Below are 19,592 nucleotides of genomic sequence, written 5' to 3' on the forward strand. Positions count from 1 at the left end.
GTATCGCCAGCCAGCCGCCGCTTCCCGGCTTCAAGAAATTCCTTCGACCAGGCGTAGTACAGGCTCTCGGCGATCCCCTCACGGCGGCAAAGCGCGGCGATACTTTCCTCGCCACGAAGACCAGCCAGCACGATGCGGATCTTCTCTTCCGATGAGTAATGCTTGCGAGTCTTCCGCTTGATCCCCCTGACCAGCCTGTCAGCGGAATCCTTCGATGTTCCGGGTTTCTTGTTCATCTTCGCTCCTTATCAGCTTCGATGAACCAGAACCCTCCGTTGCTCAAACCCCTAAATCTCTCCGTCGGGTGCTGACGTCAGACAGGTTGGATACGATCCCCGCGAGGACATCGCGCAATGTGCTGGCAGAAGTCACGCCCTCCTTGTTGTCGCGCGCAAAGACGATCCGGTCCAGGGAGAGATTGCAGAGATATTGGCTGACATTCTGGCAGAAAGCCCACAGACGCCGGTCGGGGTCGTCCACACCGGTGCAGACCTGATCGATAACGACCAGGAGAGAAAGCGGGCCCGTCTGTCCAACCAGAAGATTTTTGAGAAAGCTGCCGAGACGGACCTTCCATCAGCTCAAACCTCGCTGGGAAAGGACTCCGATACAAGCGAAGTCCTCGATCTGCTCTCACAATGGCTTCCACTGGTCGCATATTCCAAGCTGCGGGAAGACGGTCGCGACGCTGAATCCATGGCGTTCAAGGAAGCGAGACCGATGATCCTGAAGTTCGCGACCGCAGCAGGTGCGGTCGATGTGGCACCGGCTGTAGGTCTCATTGGAGTCCCGGCGATCCAGGGCACGATGCTTCGTAGCATTGGCAAGCATCACGGCGCTGAGTGGACCCGCAAGATGACCCTGGGCTTCGCCGGGACGCTGGGGGCGAGCACAGTGCTCAGGTTCACTGCAAGCCTGGGGGTTCGTCAGGCGGCCAAGCTAGTACCGGGATGGGGACAAACCATCGGCGCTGCGTCGGCAGCTGCGATCAGTTTTTCCACGACCTACGCATTGGGGCGTGCGGCTGCCTACTACCTGTTCAAGAGCGATCAGAACGAGGAGATCACTCACGACGAGCTAAAGGCCGTATTCGAGAAGGCACTTAGAGGCGCAGGGCATGAGACAGCGCGGAAGGATTAAGGAACTACTCCTGAAGGCCGAGGTTGTCCTGGCATTTGTTGGTGTAGGGCTCCCGCTTTTGGCGGTCTTCATCTTGGGCTGGGTCTGGCTCCGGGAAAACGGGCTGCTGCTGCCCTTCGTGGCGACGATCGCGGGCTTCGTGGTCCTTGTGGCGGTGATCCATCGGACTCTGGGTAATCAGAGTTCTGAGGAGACCGGTCAGCCCTCCGAGGATCTGACGGAACTGCAAGTCGCTCCCGATCCAGAGTGGAACGACCGCCAGAAGACGGCCTACGATGCCGTATGCGCCCACATCGCTGAGAACCTGGTTGACCCTATCGAAGACCTTGGGGCTGCCCAGGATCTCGCCGTTTCCGTTGTCGAGACGGCAGCAAGGCAGTTCAAGGATTCCCGAAGAGATTGCTTCGACGCAACGCTTCCGGAGTTTCTCCTCTTCGCTGAACAGGTCCCAAGCCGCTATCGGCGTATCCTCAAAAGGCATGTTCCATATGTTGATGCGATTTCCCTGTATCGCCCGGCGCAGGCCTGGCGAAACCGGCAGACCCTGCAAAACGTCTTTGAGACCGGTTCGGTTCTCTGGCGGGCTCAGCGGTTCCTGACGAACCCGGTGCACGGCGTGATCAGTGAGGTCTGGAGGTCGTCGCAGGACTACCTTGGTATTTCGGTCTCCAGGGAACTCCTGCTCGAAATGCAGAGAGCACTCTTCGAGGTCGTCGGCCAGGTGGCTGTGGATCTGTATTCGGACAACCTCCGGCTATCCGACCAGGAGCTTCTGGAAATCCAACTCGAGGAGATCTCTGGGGACAGACGCCGTCTGGCGCGCCCCGACAGCGCGCTCAGGGTCGCTTTCGTGGGTCAGATCAGTACGGGCAAGTCGAGCCTGATCAATCAGCTGACTGGTCAGGACATTGCCGAGGTTGATGTTCTACCGACGACCGATGCGCCAACGATCCATGAGGTCGCCGTCGACGATGCGAGCTTCAGGATTCTCGACACGCCCGGCCTGGATGGCAGCATCAAGATTGCGAAGCAGGTCGCGGAAGAAGCGGCAGACGCAGATGTCGTCGTCTGGGTTCTGAGAGCGAACAGGCCGAGCCGGGAGATCGACAGGGCCTCACTGAAGCTGTTCAATGAGCACTTCGAGAACGAACCGGAGCGCCTCCAACCGCCAGTTCTGTTCGTACTCACATTCGTGGACAAGCTTGCCCCGATCTGGCCGTACGCGGAACACGCGCTACCCGCCGAAGTGCGTGACAGGTTCGAAGACGCCTGCAACGCTGCCGCCAATGAGCTGGAGATCCAGAAACCTATCCCGGCCTCGACTGGCGCGACCCCCTGGAACATTGCGTCCATACGCCGAGCCTTGATCGGGCTCTATGCCGATGGTCTGAAAACTCAGCGAAACAGAGCAAGACGAGAGGCACGAACAGATGGTATTTCCACCAACCTCAAACGCTCGGGAAGCGGAGCCTGGGAAGTCGTGAAAGCCGGAGCAAGGATCGCGAAGAGAGGCGTAAGTGGAGACAGTGGATCTGGGCCTTCCAGTCCCTGATGGATGCAAGGGTTAGTGCCGTCACAGCCCTATTTTTGCAGAGTTTCTTCGACCTCGTTCAGGCGTGCATCAAACGCTCCGGGAGCGCTCTTGAGGAAGTTCAGAACCAGCGCCAGTTGAGACTTGGCCTCGTCCGGCAAATCACTGCTTGTTATCGCCTCATTGGCCTTGTCAAAGTCGATACCTTCGTCGGTCAGGATGCCGGTTGCTTTCCAGTCCGAAATCATCTGATCCAACGCTGCCTGAGCTTCAGCCGACGAACTGGAAATCCGGGCGGAGAGGTCGGCGCTGGCAGCTTCAAGTTGACCGGCAATCTCTTCCGCTGACTTACTCAAGTCCTCCGCAAGCGCGCCGGTCGCCTCGTTGGCGGCGTCCTTTAGAGCATCAACGGCATCCTTGGTGGCCTCTCCGGCTTGCTGCGCCGCTTCCTCGAGCCGTTCTTCGGGAGTCGGTTCCGGCTGGTTCATGAAGAAGAATACTGCGAACACGAGTGCTCCGCCGATGGCCGCTCCGATCAAGACTTTCATTGATTTCGCCCTTTTGTTCAAAGTTTGGTTTGTGTCACCGATCCAACGGTCTCGGCATTTGTCTTGCCCTAGTCCTGATAGGCTCCAGCGGAGTAAGTCAGCTCATAGGAGTGGCTATAGAGTTCAAAGATGTTCCCGAACGGGTCTTCGCAATAGACCATCCTGTAAGGCTTCTCTCCTGGGTAATATTTCCGGACCTGCTGCATGCGCTGCCTGCCTCCCAAGGACTCGATGACCTTCACGCGCTCCTCCAGGTTTTCGTCCTGAATGCAGAAGTGGAAGAGACCTGGGCGCCAGTACTCGAACGGACGGTCCTCCTGCTCGGTGTTGGGAAATTCGAACAACTCGATCCCAATGCCATCACCGGTCGAAAGATGTGCGATGCGAAACTTGCTCCAACCTGAGCCGAAAACGTCGTCGCACATCTGCCCGATGGCACTGTCGTCACGCTCCACTTCGGTTGGTGGCATGATGGTGTAGAAACCGAAGGCCTTGGTGTAGAAATCAACGGCACGATCCAGATCCGGCACGGTGATGCCAATGTGTGAGAATGTGTTCGCCGTCATCGTATATCTCCTGTTCAGGTGCCAGTCGAAATGCATGTCTTCGCGCGACGAAGGGCATTGTTCTGGTCAGCTAGTCCCAGTCCGTGCGTGCAAATTGAGAAAGTATCTCCGAGTCACTTGAGAGCAAGACCATGACGAGATGGTGGGCTGAAACACGCGCTGCGCTCTCCAGCAGCTCGATGAACTCCGCTTCAGTTTCCATAACGTCTTGTGCGCACAAACTTCTGGTTGTTGCGATCTGACCAACAGAGATCGTGTCACGGTCTTGTTGGAAGGACCCCATGAGCTGATTGCAACCACCGCTTCCTCCGAAGCGCCCATCCGATCCGAACCTGACAATCAGTTCATCGTCGACCGGACGTCCGCCAATCCATGTCGCTCGCCATACCGAGCCTTGCATGTCGGAAAGAGCCTGTCCCGCCCGAAAGCGGTCGGTGTGGGTGCCTTCGGTCAGAAACCGTCCGGATGACCATCCGACCAGGCGATCATATCCAACAAGGCACCATCTCTTGAAACTTGATGCTTCGCGTTCCTCCTCAGACGCTTCTGACCAATCTGCAAATGTCAGGCCTCCGATGCACCCAAGGTTCGCAACGCCATCCGCATCGTGCGGGAGTTCACCGATCTTCGGGAAATCAGCAGAGGGGCCAACTCGCATGTTCAACGTTTCGTCCGACGATACGTCGACGACCGCGAGGTAGTCAGGGCCGGTCGCGTCGGCTTCAACCAGGGTGGGTTGCGCAGCCAGGATGGGGAGAAGAAGTATGAACGCAAGGACCGTTCTGTTCATCCGGAAATCCCTCCACGATTTTCGCCTGCCAAGACGTCAGCGCCGGGCGCCACTACGCTTGCTCTCGCATCTAAGCCGCCGTCTCAATGCTCAACTGCGTTCCACCAAGGTCGCGGAATGCGCGCTGCCGACAGGAGAACACGATGACCTGGAAATCCAGCGCCTGCCTGTTAAGCGTGTCAAACATCGTCTCGATGCGTTCATCGTCGGTGTAAACGATGGCATCATCAAGAATGACAGGAGCAGGTCTGCCGTCTTTCGCCAGCATCTGCGCAAAGGCCAGGCGAACAAGAAGCGCGATCTGTTCACGAGTGCCGCCTGACAACACGTCGAAGTCTTCCTCGGTGCCGCGCCGCACGAGCTTGGTCGGCATCACCGTTTCCGCGTCGATCTGAAGTTCGGCCTCTGGCCAGAGCAGGTCGATCAGCGGGCGCAACTCTTTGAGGACCGGCTCAACGTAGCGTTCACGGGCCTCTTCGCGAGCCGCATCCAGGGCATCCAGGAGTTTGCGGAGAACCGCGACTTCGGTTTCGATGGACGTCAGGGTTGCGCGCGCCTGATCACGTTTCTCCACGACGTCGGCAAGTTCCTCTTCAACGGCGTCCGACGCCAGGGCCCGGATCCGGGTATCCAGTTCAGCCAGTCTGACACGAATGTCTTCAACCCTGATGCGCGCGTTTTCGATGGCGGTTCTCGCCCGGTCACGCGTGATCTTCAGCGCCGACACGTCGGGGGTGTTGGCCTCCAGCGTAACCCGATCTTCAATGGCATTTGCCAGCTCCCCCCGGAATTTCGTAAGTTCTTCCTCTAGGTCCTTCGCCTCCTTTTCGGGATCGGACGAACTCTCCAAGGCCTGGGTGGCGCGGGCATTACGTTCACTTGCTGCCGCAAGCTCCGTTGAAGCGCGTGTCACCTCCCTGTGTGCGAGATCTTTCTCCGTACGCGCTTTTTCCAATTCCACGTTCGCGTCTGACAGCGCTTCGATGGCCATGGCTTCTGCCGCTTCAGCCTCGCCAACAGTCGGCAGATCTTCGTCACTTTCGGCGGGTTCCGGAATGGCCGCGATCTGTGCCTGAAGCGCCTCGATACCATCCGGCGCAGCCGCCTTCAGGTTGGCACTGGCGTTGCGAGCACGATCCTCCGCCTCGACACGGGATTTGACCGCCTCGTCCAGCGATGCGCGATCAGCGAAACCTGCTACCTCGAGAGCATCCGACAGAGCCCTTTCCGCTCTGCTGACTGCATCGGTGGTGGCGTCCGAGCCAGGTTGGACCAGTAAGCGGCCAACTCCGTCGATCTCCAGATCGGCGCCGTTCGGCAAGGCAATGCGGGTATCTTCCTTCAATGCCTCACCATCTCTGCGAACGCGGCCATCGCCGGTATAGGAAACGGTCACGGATGGTGCGGACGCCTCCGCACCAATGCGTGCAACTTCCAAAGCTTGCGCGAGTTTGGCAATCCGTTCGACCGTCTTTGTATCTGGTCCGAGTACGATGTCCGCATTGGCTTTCTCGAGATCTTTGCGTGCAGCCTCTGCCGCAGACAGAACTTCCCGCAACTCAGTCCGTCGCGCCTCAGAGGATGCAGCCAGTTTCGCAAGCGTTGCGGCCTTCAGCACCGCCCGAGCGGCGTCTGTGGAAACTTCAGCGGCCTTTTGAAACCTGTTCGCGTTATCGAATGCTGTTTCGGCTGCTGCCAATCTTTCTTTGGCCGGATCCGCCGATTGTTGGGCCAACCGCAACGCTTCCTCGGCAAGATCGCGTTCACTGATGGCCTTGGTCAACCGATCAAGGCGTTCCTCCGTTCCCGCGACCTGGGCTTTGGCACGTGCTGCTGTTTCCCGTGCTGCATTCAGCTTTTCGGTAGCACGTTCGGCATCGGCCAATGCTGTCTCGGCCTCTTTCAGGGCAGCAGACCTGCGCTCTCTCTCCTCGGGTTCCTCAAGCTCCTCCAGTTCTCCACGAAGACGGCGTCGGTCGCCCAGATCGTTGCTGAGGTCGTCGACGGCTGATTTCAAAGACGAATGGCGTTGGTCAAGGTCTTCCAGTCTGTCCTGCGCCCGTGCCAGATCACCGTCCTTCTTCGGACGCCCTGTGCTCGTGAGATACCGGGCAAGAGACTCCTTAACGCCTGCGCGAATACCGTCCATCTTGCGCCCACCAGTCATGGCCTCAACCTCGCCAGTGACAGACGACAGCAGATCTCGCCGCACATTCTGCTCATCTCCCTTCTCCTCCAGTCCGACAAGACCCTGGCGTACCCAAAGGAGGCCTGCTGGCCCGCCCGCTTTGGGAGCTTTCAGAATGTCTGAGAGCATGGACTCGGCCTGGTCCTCCTGGCCGACAAGCACGTCGTCCTTCCAAAGCTTTACTTCCTTGCGGCTGGCCGTCCGGCTCCAGCGTTTAAGCAGTTTCCAGCGGCCCGCCGCCGTCGAGAATGAGACGGTCACCTCGGGATCGCCGCCAGCATGCGGGATCAGGGAGGCGACATCGGCCCGCATGGATTTCCGATCAAGGAAGAACGCCGCGTGCAGCGCATCGAAGATCGTCGACTTGCCGTGCTCGTTATGTGCGGACAGCACGTTGAGGCCAGGACCAATATCTGTGATCTCCACCGGATCGGTGAAGCGGCGAACGTTTTCCAGGCGGATCGAATGGATCTGCATCACACGTCCTCCTGGGCGAGAGTCCACAGTCGGTCGAGAGCTCGTGCTGCGATCAGCCGATCAGTCTCACTGGCAGCCTCGTTCTCCGCTTCGTTTCGAAGAAGGTCCGCAGCGCTTCGCAGGGCTCCACCCGTCGCGATGGCGTCCAGATCACCCGCTTCGACTTCGGTCGTCAGGTCGTCTGTGAGCAATCTGAAAAGCCCAAAGCTGTCGGCGACGGACTTTCCGGAGGTAATCAACTTACCCTTTTCAGGCAAACGGAGGGTGCCGTTGGCTCGGATCGTCAGCAACATGTCCCGACGCTTTACGGCGTCTTCTGGTACATGAGCAGACAGGAGGGTGCCGACATCGGCATCCGGAGTCAGGGTCAGGTCCACGTCCTGCCAGTCAAAGCGTCCGGTCTCGATAGTTTCAATCTCGGGTGTTCCACCGTCGAGCGTCACAACAAGGCAGGATCCCGGCCCATTGTGCTTGAACCGATCCCGTTCAGGCGTTCCGGAGTAGTGCGTGCGTTGATCGACTGTCAGGGCTCCATGCCAATCGCCCAGAGCAAGATAGTCCAAACCGGCACTGGCCGCACGATTGGGGGGGATGATGTCCCGCGTATCCGCATCCTCATGAAAGCTCTGCACGCGCCCATGCGCCAGGCCAATTCGAAGCGCTCCTTCCGAAGATTCCGCACTAGGCATCCAATCGGTGAGATCTCTACCCGGAAAACGATGCGGGAGCGGGGCGGGCAGCAGAAATACCTGGGGTGCAATTTCCACCAGTTCTGGCTTCGTCAGGACACGGACATTCGAGGGCGCATCCACTTCCACCCGTTCCCAGAGGGTTTCAGCCGAGAGACTGTCGTGGTTTCCGGGGATGATCCACCAGCTCAGATCCGGATCGGATCCCATCGCGGCTAAGGCCTGAACACGCACATTGTCCGAGGGAGTTTCGGTGTCGAATGTGTCGCCCGCTACGAGGACATGTCTTGCATCGCGTGATCGTGCAACGTCCGCAACCCGAGCAATGGACTCGTGTCGTGCCTCGACCAGCCTGCTGCGGATCGTATCCGGCATGGTGCCAAAACGCTTGCCGAGGTGAAGGTCGGAAGTGTGAACAAATCGAATGCTGGGCATGTCTGTGGGATTTCACCTTTCGTGATCGTTCTCAAGTTGGATTCCAAAAGAAAATAATGTCTCTACAGGAGATTACCCGTGGCGCAGCTCCGCGACAGAGACTCGATACGTTCTGGTTTTGAAGCCGGGCTCAACAGAATCTCTCAGGCCCCTCCCACTGTGTTGCATTGTATCGATCACCATGCGCCCAACCGACGGGGAGCGCCTTGTCGATCTCGTCTAGAGCATCTTCTGACAAGGTGATTTCAGTGCCGCGAACGAGCTCTGCGAGGTGGGCCGTGTTCTTGGTTCCGGGGATTGGAAGGACGTGATCCCCTCGCGAGATCAGCCATGCAATGGCAAGCGCGGCAGTGGGTTCTCCTATCTCGGTTGCAAGCGCCCGCAGCCGATCCGTCGCCGAAATGTTTGCAGTGTAGTTTGGTTCGATGAAGCGCGGATTGGATTTTGTGAAGGCCATGGATTGCGCGCGCTCAAAGCTGAACGGATCATCGGTAAGGAAGGCGCGACCGACCGGTGAGAAGGCGACGAGCGTTGTACCAAGCTCCGCGCAGGTCTGAACGAGACCAAGCTCAGGCGCACGCGTTGAAAGAGAGTACTCGGATTGGACCGCCGCGATTGGGCATTCCGAGGAGGCCCGACGGAGTGTGCTTGGGGCGATTTCTGAGAAGCCCACGGCCTTGGTTTTGCCTGAATCGATAAGACGCTTCAGCGATCCAGCAACCTCCTCGGGGCTGTGGGCACGGTCATAGCGATGGACGTAGAACAGATCGACGTGATCGACTCCCAATCTCTCCAGGCTTTGATCCAGTGACGCCTCCAGATGCTCGGCATCATTGTTGAATCGACGTTTCGGATCCCGTGTGATCCCAGCTTTCGTAGCCAACGCCATCTCGTCCCGAGCGGCTGGATTGGCTGCAAACCAACTGCCTATGATCTCTTCTGAGCGCCCGTTCCCATAGACATTCGCCGTGTCGATGTGGGTAACGCCCGCGTTGCGACAGGCGTCCAAAACGGCATGGCTTTCTTCGACCGTCGCGTCGCCGTAGAGGCCCGCGAAGGACATTGCGCCGATCCCGAACTGCGAGACCTCGGGGCCATCGGGCCCAAGCCGTGTCGTTTTCATCGGGGACCTCCCGTACATTGCGATTAAAGAGAAGGCTTCTGCCTATCTACCAACTTGTCCAACCCCATTTCTATGGGCAATTGCTTGAACCAAAAATAGGGAGGTTGATTGGCTAAATTCTTGGCAAAACACTGAAGTTTTCTGAGATTGCCAAGTGAATTTTGGTCTCTCTGGACGCGCGGCACATGTGATAGGTTCGAGACTTTCAACCGAAGCCTTCGACTGATGGAAAACGGAGGGCGATTTCCTTAATCCTGTCACAAGTGTCACAGATCGAAGCAGGTGGAAATCGATTGAGATGGATGCCAAGGGCGTAGTTCAATCCCCTTGAAGCTTCTTGCCGTGTTCGTCTTGGCGTTGGTGTATCCGCCGTTTCTCGAGTTCGGTATCCTGTTCATGCTCAGAGATCGTCACGTTGAACGGGACAAGCAGCACTCTTCTCTGGATCGCTGTATCGACGCTCTGGATGTCTGGGCGATTGACAACGCCAACACGGATGGAATGGAGCCCGCACACTAATCGGCGTACCTTCGCCACCGTGGCAATGGAGGCCGGCGTGCTGGAAGAGATTGTCGGTCGATTGCTCAACCATACGCCGCTCTCGATTACTGGCCAGCGATACACCAAACCGTCAATTGAGGCCCTTAGGCCGGCGATGGCGACAGTGTGTGAGGAGCTGCGCCGCCGGACGAGGTGAACGGCCAATACCGTATCCGTCAAATGCGGTCGGGAAAGAACATTATCAGATTTACCGAAGCGTAACAGTTAGTGCAGACAACACTTTTTGTACTTCTTGCCGCTGCCGCAAGGGCAAGGATCATTCCGGCCTACTTTCGGCAGCACGGTCTGAAATGTGTCGCTCGATAGCCCAAGCGAATCTCCAGTCCGTGCGGAACCGTCCGACTTGCTCTCAAGAAACTCCGGCGAGAAGCAGTACCAGCCGGACAACTCGTCAATCGCGCTGTCGATAGGCTGGCCGACACGCCGTCGCTCGAACCAGAGCGGTCGGCCTGCGGAAAGTGTTTGTTCAAGGCAACGTTCGAAATACGGGAAATCGCTGTCGTCTGGCGGTATCCGGCCAGCGCCGTAGATCTTTCGCACCGCTGGTTTCAAATCAGAGAGCCCGAGCGCGGCAATGGAAAACGCCCACGCACTGAGTATGGACGCCTCTGAATCCTTCGTTCTGGGGCCTTCGAAATTGCTAAGAAACTCATAGACCTGGGATCGCTTTGACGGGTCTGAGAGGGCAAGCGCGGTCATTGCGTCAAACATCTGCGAACGGACAAATTCGTCGGCCGTTTCATCACATGCGGCGTCGAAGATTGGTTGAAGGTCTCCGTCGCAAACGCCGGCCACGACCCGAGCGGTTGCTTCGGTAAGCGCGTCCCCAAGCACAGTCTCTAGCAGGTCGGGATTGCACCTCAGCAGGCTCACAAGAGGACGGTAGCTTCGCGGATCACACCATTCCCCAAGCAGGTAGTAGACGAAGAGAAACGCATTTAGGTCGCTTTTCAGCGCGGTGTCTGTATCGGCCGTCTGAAGCCGTTCGATGCAGGCCAGAAACTCAAAGATCATTGCCTCTCTGGACCGCCCAGCCGCTTCCATGGCCTTGCGCGGCAGCGGTCCCGGTTCTGCCAGTGCTTCCATGATTTCTGTCGGTGTCATGCTCGATACCTCGCAAAGAGACGAACTCGATTGTCGGAACTGGACCCGTGGGACAAACGCCATACCGCATCGGCCAATGCCTGCCGACCAGCGCAGAGGCACCTGCGAATCTGATCCAACTCTATCGGGAAGACCCGGCTAAGACAGGCGAAAGCTCTCGGAACAGTCGCGAAAGTCGCGGACCGGCTGCTGGGCACCAGCAAGAGAAAACGCAACGGTCTGGCTTTCGGTGAAGGCCGTCGCGGTGCCGTTGAACTCCAGCCCATCGAGCACGTTTCCAAAGCCGCTATCAGCGACGCTCAGCGTTGAGCCATCTGTTCGGTGTCGGTTGGTGCCGATCGTAAGTTTTGCGCCGCCCTGGAAGGCAATGCCAAATGTTCCACTCGTGGCCCAGGAGTCCCCGTTCAGATTTATCTCCAACCGATATTCCGGAACGGCGGGATCGTGAGTGATCACCAGTTTGGCCTCGTCTGTTTTATGAGACAGCGTGCAGATGGGCGTTGGGGAAAACTCCCATGCCAGCGCCTGGAAAGGCGCAAAGGTCAACAGCAAAACCAGTCTCATGCAGAAAGACCTAGCGTGCTCCCGACCGGAATCCAAAGAACGTGTTTCGCCTTAGGAGCTGGCGTCGTTGCAACACCACCGGCAAGATCGTTGTGCACGCTCTCGGCCGCTACCGATTAACGACCCGCATCTGTAGCCGTTCATTCGCCCGCTTGAACCGCGTTGCCAGCCAGAACATCACAGCGGCGATTGCAATCGCAGCAAATGCGATCGCCCAGCCGAGAGCCACCAACCCTGATCCAGGCCAGAAGATGAGCACCAACCCGACAAGCGACGCCAGTAACCCGACGCCGCGTGCGGTTGAGCGTTCGGGGTCCCATTCGGGCATTTGCCACCAGGTGATCAGAGACCCGATGCCGATAAACAACGCCCAGGCGCCAAGAAGGAAGAAGGCAAACCGCGCCGTTCCCTCGGGCCAGATCAGGAGCACCAGGCCGATCAGGATTGCCCCGATCCCGACGCCTCCTGCAGCGCCCTTGCGACCGAAGCCGAACAAGGTCAGTGCGCCGTCCAGAAGCAACAGCACGCCGACGAGTTGAAGCAAGAGGGAGATGCTGCCGGTCGGCCAGAAAAGGGCGGCAATGCCAACAACCCCGGCAAGGATTCCCCGCAGCACGAAGGTCCACCACAGGCCGGCCAGTCTGTCGCTCAGCAGTTCTCGGGCATGGGTTTGCTCGGGATCGACTATCTCAGCTTCGAGTTGCTCAGGCGGTTTCATGGGTGTCCTCTTAGTGCGGATATGGACGTAGTGCGCTCATTGCGCCTGCAACGTCTCCAGATAGCTGATCAGATCGGCCAGCGTCTGGTTCATCATCATCGACTGCCCGCTCGGCAATCGAATGATCACGTCGGTTCCAACATCGAAAAACGGTCCGAACAGCGGCATGTCTCCGCCATGCGCGAGCACAAGCGATCGACCATCGATCTTCATCGCGACCTCTGCGGTCGGGAAGACGCCGCCGTTGCCTTTGGCGAGAATCGTCAGGTCTGGAGTGATGACGTTTAGCAGTTCGGCCATTGGTCCGGCGCCCTCTCCGTCGAACCCATGGCACTGTACGCAGTACGACATGAAGATGTCTCGCCCGGCGTCAGGATCTGCGACCTGGGCCGAGACCGCACCTGCGCCGACCGCTGCGAATAAAGCAGTGATTACTCGAACGAGCATTTGGTTCACCTCCGTAGAGACGTTAGCAGCATTGTCCGAACTTCGCACCGGTGGTTGGTCGAGCCACTTTTGATAGAATCAATCAGGATGCCGCCGAACGTCAAACGATGATGTGAGTGCCGAACGACGCTCTTTTTTGGGTGGATTTCTTTCGTCTCCAGTTCTTTTTGTGACAAATCTGTGAACGTTTTTTTGGGTTTCGAATAACGCAATTTGGCAGTTCGTTTCTCTAATAAGCTTTTGAATTTAGACAATACCAACCTCAACGAAAATGTGAAATGTCAACCAAAGAGTGAAGAAAACTGTTTTATAACAAATGCTTAGCCGGTTGACGCCTGGCGAATGTTATGGAATCTGTTTAGGCAGAATGAAAAGATGAGGTAACAGAAATGAGCATGAAGTCCATTGGAACTCCAATGAACCCAGACGGTTCTAATTCAATTCTTTCCGACTATCTCCGGCCCAAATGTCCAGCCCCATTTCTATGGGCCACTTCTTGATAGGGTTTCAGGCACAGGAGGCCGCATTCCGAGTGCCTGATGCGGACGGGTGTGGTTGTACTGCTTGAGCCAGCAGTTGATGACGATCTGGGCCTGCCTGGTCGTCGTGAACCATTCCGCATTGAGGACTTCCCGGCGTAGCGTTCCGTTGAACCGTTCGTTGTATCCATTCTCCCATGGTGAGCCCGGATAGATCCGGATTGGCTTCACACCGACCTTCTCAAGCCATCCCTGTGTCGCTTCCGATGCGAACTCTGGGCCGTTGTCGCTCCGGACGAACTCCGGTTTTCCGTGGCGCAGGAACAGCCCGTAGAGGACCTCCAGCACATCCTCAGAACCCATGCGGGTGCGGACTTCTACTGCCAGCGCCTGGCGGGTGTATTCGTCCAGCACCGTCAGCATCTTGTAGCTGCGGCCATTGCTGAGTTTGTCGTGAACGAAATCAACGCTCCACACATGGTTCGGATGTGTCGGTCGCAACCGAATGATCGAACTGTCCTCGTGGTAAAGGCGCCGCTTCTTCTTGTGCCGCTGTGGCTGTTGCAGCCCTTCCTCGCCCCAGAGCCGCTCCACCTTCTTGTGGTTCACGCGCCAGCCCTCGACCCGCAGCAACTCTGCCACCTTTCGATAGCCATAACGCCCATAGCTCTTCGCCAGTCGGATCATGGCAAGCCGCAGCTCATCGTCGTTCTGTTCGACAGCTCGGTACTGCATGGAACTGCGGGCAAGTCCGATCACCTTGCAGGTCCGGCGTTCGGACGTGGCGAGTTTCTGACGCGTGTGAATGACGGCCTGACGAAGCTGGCTCGTCGTCAGGCCCTCGGCTTTAGGTGGTTCAGGCTTTCCTTGAGGATCAGCTTGTCGAGTTCCAACTCGGCCACGATCTTCTTCAGTCTTACGTTCTCTTTTTCAAGAGTGCGCATTTCCGACAGCTGAGACCTGCCCATCCCGCCGAACCGACGCCGCCAGTTGTAATAGGTTGCGTCGCTGACACCGACCGAACGACAGGCCGTTCGCACGTCATTACCATCCGCCAGCTTCAACTCGATCTCTCGAAGCAGCTTGAGGACGTCCTCATCCGAATACCGTTTCCGAGCCATCTCTCTTCCCCCATTCCTAGTCCAATCAATGGCCCAGTTTTAGGGGGCAGGCACAGTGGAGTTGGTCAGGAAACGGATCGGTAAGCCGGTGTCCCGAAGGCGCCTTACAGCCTCGACGGCGCCCGGGATCGCCACGTCTCCCTGGTAGAGAACGCCAGAGATGTCGAGTAACACGCCTCCGATCATTTCGAACTGGTCCTCCTCGAACTCTCGCGTCGCCGCTCTACCCATCACCTTAGCATCCGGAAGAGGCTGACTCCGGCATCTGAAATGTCCGCGAGCCGCGCGAGAACATGTTCCCGGGCCAGGACAGGTCCGGCCGCGTCGCTCGCGTCGAGATCTTCAAGAAGCCGCAACAGACGTCTGCGATGGATGCCGAGATATGCCTGGATCGGGTCGGCGATGATCCCAGCGAAGGTCGTGACAAGCGAGGCGACAAGAGCGAGACTGATCCCAACGGTGATCACATAACTCAAGGATCGCACGGGTGGAAACGCTGCGTACCACATCTGCCCGAGCCCCTGACCAAACGGAAAGTTCGCGACAGCCGAGGTTTGCGTCATGAGGTCGGAAACGAACGGGGTCAACGAGACGATACCCGGCGTCGGATTTCGAAACAGGTAGAAGCCGAGCGCAAGCACGACGAGAGTGGTGAATATCTCGGCAACAGAGGTTCGAACGCTGGTGTAATCTCTCAGAAGTTGCCTCTGCCGATCGTTCAGTGACGCCTTTTGCGGCGAGACTGCAGGCCAGAGTTCGAACTCGATCCGTTGCTCAACGGCGCGTGCGACCGCTGAGTGGAGAAAGATCGGGTAAGCGAGGATCCACTGACTGGCTCGCCTAACGCGGAGCGCGGCCAGTACCAGTGCAGTCAGTCGAGAGAGCAGGAATATCGGCGCCAGCATCACGTTGAGAGGCGCGGCCAGCAGGTCCCAGCCGATAGCCGCCCGATGCAGGCGAAACGTCCCGAGCACGCCGAAGTGTTTCGTGACGAATCTGTCCACGCCGTCATTGCTGGCGGCGATCTCTCCGTCTTCCGCTCCAATGATCACCGCGTCTGTTTCGGACATCGTCGTCACCTCCAGATGAATCGTCAGCCAGTCCTTGACCTCGGAACACCCATGAAATAAGCCGTACTCTGCTGAGCGGGCGTTGTGTAGTGGTAAGACCTTAGCCTTCCAAGCTAATGACGCGGGTTCGATTCCCGCCGCCCGCTCCAGAAATCCATTTCCGACACAATGCCTGCAAAACACGCCAGATGTTGGCGATATGTATCTGAATATATTTATAAATATCCGATTTGCACGTTTGTCTTCCAAGCAGGCTATGTCGGTTCGATTCCGTCTACCCACTCCACGAACTCCGTCCCCATATACCTCCTGTAATCACAACGGTTTTTATTCGATTCCGGCATCGGGATACTGGATGTCATCAAGACCCGATCCCGGGCCTATGTCTCTCGACAATCCGAAAGCGAGATCGGGAGCATCAGGTCGCCCGAGCAGGCTTCGTCCCGGTCGCGATTGCCGCTTGTCCCGTGGTGAAAAAATGTGCGTCCCGTGGAACTTGGTGGCATTCCCTCTCGGGGACTCGGCTTTTTGCCGTGCGTTCCGCTCCGAGGAGGGAGAAGATTTGGAAAGACAGGATCTTTCGTTATTCCCTCCGTGGGGGTTGCAATATGTCGTCAGGTAATTTTCCGCATTTGGATGGGGGTTGAACGAAACGAGATTACTCGAATCGTTCTATGCAAACGGCGCAATGCCGCCTCAACCGTTCTGGCATCATATTGAAATTTAAAGGAAAAAAATATGTTACCGGAAACAACGGTAATTGAAGCATTATTCTGTCTGACCCTATGTTTGTCGCAAGGCGGCGTGATGCCGTAACGTAAGGGTCGGGAAGGCGCCAAGTGGCTGGTGCGGTTTGATGCCTTCGGGCCCCGGTTCGGATTTCAAGGACTGTCGCGGAGCAGATTCGCGCAATGGATCGTCAGGATACGAGAATGAACGTCATGACTCAAAGCACAATTTCCGATCCCTGGGAGGGATTCTCCGACGGCGTCTGGCGCAGCAAGGTGGATGTGCGCGGCTTCATTCAGGAGAACTACACGCCGTATGAAGGCAATGACAGCTTCCTGGTGGGCCCGACCGAGCGCACGACCGCGCTTTGGGCAGAGCTTGGCGAGCTTCTGAAACAGGAACGCGCTGCGGGCGTTCTGGACGTCTCTGCCGACAAGCCGTCGACCATCACCGCGCATGATGCCGGCTATATCAACAAGGATCTGGAGATCATCGTCGGCCTGCAGACCGACGCGCCGCTCAAACGCGCCATCATGCCGAACGGTGGCCTGCGCATGGTCGAGAACGGTCTGGAGGCCTATGGTTTCAAGTCGGACGAGACCGTCCACGAGATCTGGACCAAGTACCGCAAGAGCCACAACCAGGGCGTTTTCGACGTCTATTCTCCCGACATCACCGCCTGCCGGAAATCGGGTGTGATAACCGGCCTGCCGGATGCCTATGGCCGCGGCCGGATTATTGGTGACTATCGCCGGGTCGCGCTCTACGGCATCGACTTCCTCAAGGAAGACAAGCTGCGCGAGCATCGTGAGCTGGACGACGCGGTGTTTGACGAGGAAACGATCCGCGCCCGCGAGGAACTGGCCGAGCAGTATCGCGCACTCGAAGAACTGCGCGAGATGGGCCTGAAATACGGGATCGACATGTCGAAACCGGCCGAGACCGCCCGCGAAGCGATCCAGTTCACCTATCTCGGCTATCTTGCCGCGGTGAAGGAACAGAACGGCGCGGCCATGTCCATCGGCCGGATCTCGACCTTCCTCGACGTCTATATCGAGCGCGATTTTGCCCGTGGTACGCTGACCGAGGAAGCCGCGCAGGAGATGATCGACGACATGGTCATCAAGCTGCGCATCGTCCGTTTCCTGCGCACGCCGGATTACGACGAGCTGTTTTCGGGCGACCCGACCTGGGTGACCGAGGCCATCGGAGGCATGGGCAAGGACGGCCGCACGCTGGTCTCCAAGACTTCCATGCGGGTGCTGCACACGCTCTACAACCTCGGTCCCGCGCCGGAGCCGAACCTGACGGTTCTGTGGTCCTCCAAGCTGCCGCGCGGCTTCAAGGATTTCTGCGCCAAGGTTTCCAAGGACACCTCGGCCATCCAGTACGAGAACGACGACCTGATGCGCCCGAAATGGGGCGACGATTACGGTATCGCCTGCTGTGTTTCGGCCATGGCCATCGGCAAGCAGATGCAATTCTTCGGTGCCCGCGCTAACCTCGCCAAGGCGCTTCTCTACGCGATCAACGGTGGTGTGGACGAGAAGTCCGGCCAACTGGTCGCAGCGGGTCTGGAGCCGATCACCGGCGATGTGCTCGAATATGACGAGGTTGTCGCCAAGTTCGAGATCGCCATGGACTGGCTGGCCAAGACCTATGTCAAGGCGCTGAACGTCATCCACTATATGCATGACAAATACGCCTACGAGCGTATCGAGATGGCGCTGCACGATCGCGACATCCTTCGCACCATGGCCTGCGGCATTGCCGGGCTGTCGATCGCCGCGGACTCCCTCTCGGCCATCAAGCACGCCAAGGTGCACGTGATCCGCAACGAGGACGGCCTGGCTGTCGATTACAGGATCGAGGGCGAGTACCCGGCTTTCGGCAATAACGACAACACGGTCGACAATATCGCCGTCTGGCTCACCGAGGTCTTCATGAAGAAGGTCGAAAGCCAGCCGCATTTCTACCGCAAGTCGATGCCGACCCAGTCGGTGCTGACCATCACCTCCAACGTGGTCTACGGCAAGAAGACCGGCGCGACGCCGGATGGCCGCGAGGCCGGCGAGCCCTTCGCCCCGGGCGCCAACCCGATGAACGGGCGCGACAAGAACGGCTTCGTTGCCGCCGGGGCTTCGGTCGCCAAGCTGCCCTACGAGTTCGCAAAGGACGGCATCTCCTGGACCGCTTCGGCCACACCGGACTCGATGGGGCACACGGAGAAGGAGCAGATGCGCAACCTGTCGAACTGCCTCGACGCCTTCTTCGACGCGGACGGCTTCCACGTGAACGTCAACATGCTCAGCCGCGAAACGCTGATGCACGCGATGGATCACCCGGAAGAGTATCCGCAGCTGACCGTGCGTGTCTCGGGCTATGCGGTGAACTTCGTCAAGCTCTCGCGCGAGCAACAGCTCGATGTGATCGGTCGGACCTTCCACAACCAGATGTAAGTCAACCGGGCGGGGCGCTCTCCGGCGCCCCATCCAAACCGCCGGAGAAGACATCATGACCGCATTGGTCCCCGAGACGGCATTCGACGCCACGCATCAAGCGGATTGCCACGGCTTTCTGCATTCGGTGGAATCGGGTGCGGCGGTCGACGGACCGGGGATGCGTTTCGTCTTCTTCATGGCCGGGTGCCAGTTCCGCTGCCTCTATTGCCATAACCCCGATACCTGGAAGCTCCACAACGGCATCCGTGTGGAACTTAAGGACATGCTGGCGAAGGTGCGGAAATACTCTTCCTTCCTGAAATTCGCCGGCGGCGTCACCTTCTCGGGCGGCGAGCCCCTCATGCAGGCGGAATTCGTCGGCCGCACGGCGGCGGCGATCAAGAAACGCTGGGGTCTGCATATCGCGCTCGATACGCAGGGCTTCCTGCATGGCAAGGTCGAGGACTCGTGGTTCGACCCGATCGATCTGGTGATGCTGGACATCAAGCATATCGACCCGGAACGCTACCTGAAGCTCACCGCCCAGCCGCTCCAACCGACGCTTGATTTTGCCGAGCGCCTCGTGCGGCTCGGCAAGCAGATGCGCATCCGCTACGTGCTGGTGCCCGGCTGGACCGACGCGCCCGACGACGTGACGAAAATGGCGGATCTCGTGGCCAGTTACGGCGATGCGGTCGAGCTGGTCGAGGTCCTTCCTTTCCACCAGCTCGGCACGTCCAAATGGGACCGGCTGGGGCTGGAATACAAGCTTCGCGACACCCGCACTCCGTCCAACGATGAAACCGAGGCCGCGCGGGAGATTTTTCGCGCCCGTGGCTTGGAAGCGACCTGACACGCGGCAAAGAAGCGA

19 protein-coding genes, 1 tRNA gene and 1 pseudogene are annotated in these 19,592 nt (G+C 58.3%); 6 read left to right on the forward strand and 15 right to left on the reverse strand.

Annotation, left to right across the window (positions count from 1 at the left end; all coding sequences use genetic code 11):
• On the reverse strand, positions 1–236 hold a 236-nt coding region (locus BLR85_RS13110; RefSeq protein ID WP_139188387.1), incomplete at its 3' end, for a transposase.
• Positions 237–429: 193 nt separating this feature from the next.
• Between BLR85_RS13110 and BLR85_RS13115 the strand changes: the two genes are divergently transcribed.
• Together BLR85_RS13115 and BLR85_RS13120 are read left to right on the forward strand one after the other, a co-directional pair.
• Complete coding sequence (locus BLR85_RS13115; protein ID WP_093156575.1) at positions 430–1,140, forward strand: YcjF family protein; 711 nt, start codon at positions 430–432, stop codon at positions 1,138–1,140.
• Positions 1,118–2,692 (forward strand): GTPase family protein, encoded by a 1,575-nt coding sequence (locus BLR85_RS13120; RefSeq protein ID WP_093156578.1) that lies wholly within the window; start codon positions 1,118–1,120, stop codon positions 2,690–2,692. The genes BLR85_RS13115 and BLR85_RS13120 overlap by 23 nt, the downstream gene beginning before the upstream one ends.
• Positions 2,693–2,721: 29 nt before the next feature.
• Here BLR85_RS13120 and BLR85_RS13125 read toward each other — a convergent pair whose 3' ends face one another.
• From BLR85_RS13125 to BLR85_RS13150, 6 genes are all read right to left on the reverse strand, one after another.
• On the reverse strand, positions 2,722–3,219 hold the full coding sequence (locus tag BLR85_RS13125; RefSeq protein WP_093156581.1) for a hypothetical protein: 498 nt from the start codon (positions 3,217–3,219) through the stop codon (positions 2,722–2,724).
• A gap of 68 nt (positions 3,220–3,287) precedes the next feature.
• Positions 3,288–3,785, reverse strand: coding sequence for a lactoylglutathione lyase family protein (locus tag BLR85_RS13130; protein WP_093156583.1), 498 nt, complete (start codon positions 3,783–3,785; stop codon positions 3,288–3,290).
• 70 nt (positions 3,786–3,855) lie between these two features.
• Positions 3,856–4,575: an META domain-containing protein gene (locus tag BLR85_RS13135; RefSeq protein ID WP_093156586.1), complete on the reverse strand. Its 720-nt coding sequence runs from the start codon at positions 4,573–4,575 to the stop codon at positions 3,856–3,858.
• 70 nt (positions 4,576–4,645) lie between these two features.
• The gene (locus tag BLR85_RS13140) at positions 4,646–7,240 is read right to left on the reverse strand and encodes an AAA family ATPase (protein ID WP_093156589.1); all 2,595 of its coding nucleotides are present in this window, start codon (positions 7,238–7,240) and stop codon (positions 4,646–4,648) included.
• Complete coding sequence (locus tag BLR85_RS13145; RefSeq protein ID WP_093156591.1) at positions 7,240–8,364, reverse strand: metallophosphoesterase family protein; 1,125 nt, start codon at positions 8,362–8,364, stop codon at positions 7,240–7,242. Before BLR85_RS13145 ends, BLR85_RS13140 begins: the two co-directional genes overlap by 1 nt.
• Before the next feature lie 130 nt (positions 8,365–8,494).
• A complete protein-coding gene (locus BLR85_RS13150) occupies positions 8,495–9,487 on the reverse strand; it encodes an aldo/keto reductase (protein ID WP_093156594.1) in 993 nt (330 codons plus the stop codon).
• A 442-nt stretch (positions 9,488–9,929) separates the two neighbouring features.
• Here BLR85_RS13150 and BLR85_RS29875 point away from each other — a divergent pair.
• A pseudogene (locus tag BLR85_RS29875) lies at positions 9,930–10,184 on the forward strand (tyrosine-type recombinase/integrase); the annotation flags it as partial.
• Between the two features lie 68 nt (positions 10,185–10,252).
• On the opposite strand, the gene BLR85_RS13160 reads toward BLR85_RS29875, so the two are convergent.
• From BLR85_RS13160 to BLR85_RS13190, 8 genes are all read right to left on the reverse strand, one after another.
• Positions 10,253–11,152: a DUF1186 domain-containing protein gene (locus BLR85_RS13160; RefSeq protein WP_170844564.1), complete on the reverse strand. Its 900-nt coding sequence runs from the start codon at positions 11,150–11,152 to the stop codon at positions 10,253–10,255.
• Between the two features lie 138 nt (positions 11,153–11,290).
• The gene (locus BLR85_RS13165; RefSeq protein ID WP_093156599.1) at positions 11,291–11,716 is read right to left on the reverse strand and encodes a hypothetical protein; all 426 of its coding nucleotides are present in this window, start codon (positions 11,714–11,716) and stop codon (positions 11,291–11,293) included.
• 109 nt (positions 11,717–11,825) lie between these two features.
• Positions 11,826–12,434, reverse strand: a complete 609-nt coding sequence (locus BLR85_RS13170) for an HdeD family acid-resistance protein (RefSeq protein ID WP_093156606.1) — start codon at positions 12,432–12,434, stop codon at positions 11,826–11,828.
• Between the two features lie 36 nt (positions 12,435–12,470).
• On the reverse strand, positions 12,471–12,881 hold the full coding sequence (locus BLR85_RS13175; protein ID WP_093156609.1) for a c-type cytochrome: 411 nt from the start codon (positions 12,879–12,881) through the stop codon (positions 12,471–12,473).
• Positions 12,882–13,363: 482 nt separating this feature from the next.
• Positions 13,364–14,197 carry an IS3 family transposase gene (locus BLR85_RS13180; protein ID WP_425284480.1) on the reverse strand — a complete coding sequence of 278 codons (834 nt, stop codon included), beginning with the start codon at positions 14,195–14,197 and terminating at the stop codon, positions 13,364–13,366.
• Positions 14,194–14,481: a transposase gene (locus BLR85_RS30480; protein WP_425284479.1), complete on the reverse strand. Its 288-nt coding sequence runs from the start codon at positions 14,479–14,481 to the stop codon at positions 14,194–14,196. The genes BLR85_RS13180 and BLR85_RS30480 overlap by 4 nt, the downstream gene beginning before the upstream one ends.
• A 39-nt stretch (positions 14,482–14,520) precedes the next feature.
• Complete coding sequence (locus BLR85_RS13185) at positions 14,521–14,712, reverse strand: hypothetical protein (protein ID WP_212635088.1); 192 nt, start codon at positions 14,710–14,712, stop codon at positions 14,521–14,523.
• The gene (locus tag BLR85_RS13190) at positions 14,712–15,551 is read right to left on the reverse strand and encodes a DUF6635 family protein (protein ID WP_093156612.1); all 840 of its coding nucleotides are present in this window, start codon (positions 15,549–15,551) and stop codon (positions 14,712–14,714) included. Before BLR85_RS13190 ends, BLR85_RS13185 begins: the two co-directional genes overlap by 1 nt.
• A gap of 75 nt (positions 15,552–15,626) precedes the next feature.
• On the opposite strand from BLR85_RS13190, the gene BLR85_RS13195 reads away from it, so the two are divergent.
• The 3 genes from BLR85_RS13195 (at position 15,627) to pflA (ending at position 19,574) form a co-directional block, all read left to right on the forward strand.
• A tRNA-Gly gene (locus tag BLR85_RS13195) sits at positions 15,627–15,700 on the forward strand.
• A gap of 783 nt (positions 15,701–16,483) precedes the next feature.
• Entirely contained in the window at positions 16,484–18,739 is a 2,256-nt protein-coding gene (pflB, locus tag BLR85_RS13200; RefSeq protein ID WP_093156615.1) for a formate C-acetyltransferase, read from the forward strand.
• 55 nt (positions 18,740–18,794) lie between these two features.
• Positions 18,795–19,574 (forward strand): pyruvate formate-lyase-activating protein, encoded by a 780-nt coding sequence (gene pflA / locus BLR85_RS13205; protein WP_093156618.1) that lies wholly within the window; start codon positions 18,795–18,797, stop codon positions 19,572–19,574.
• Positions 19,575–19,592: the final 18 nt, after the last annotated feature.

Source organism: Aliiruegeria lutimaris, from assembly GCF_900099935.1.
GTDB lineage: Bacteria > Pseudomonadota > Alphaproteobacteria > Rhodobacterales > Rhodobacteraceae > Tropicimonas > Tropicimonas lutimaris.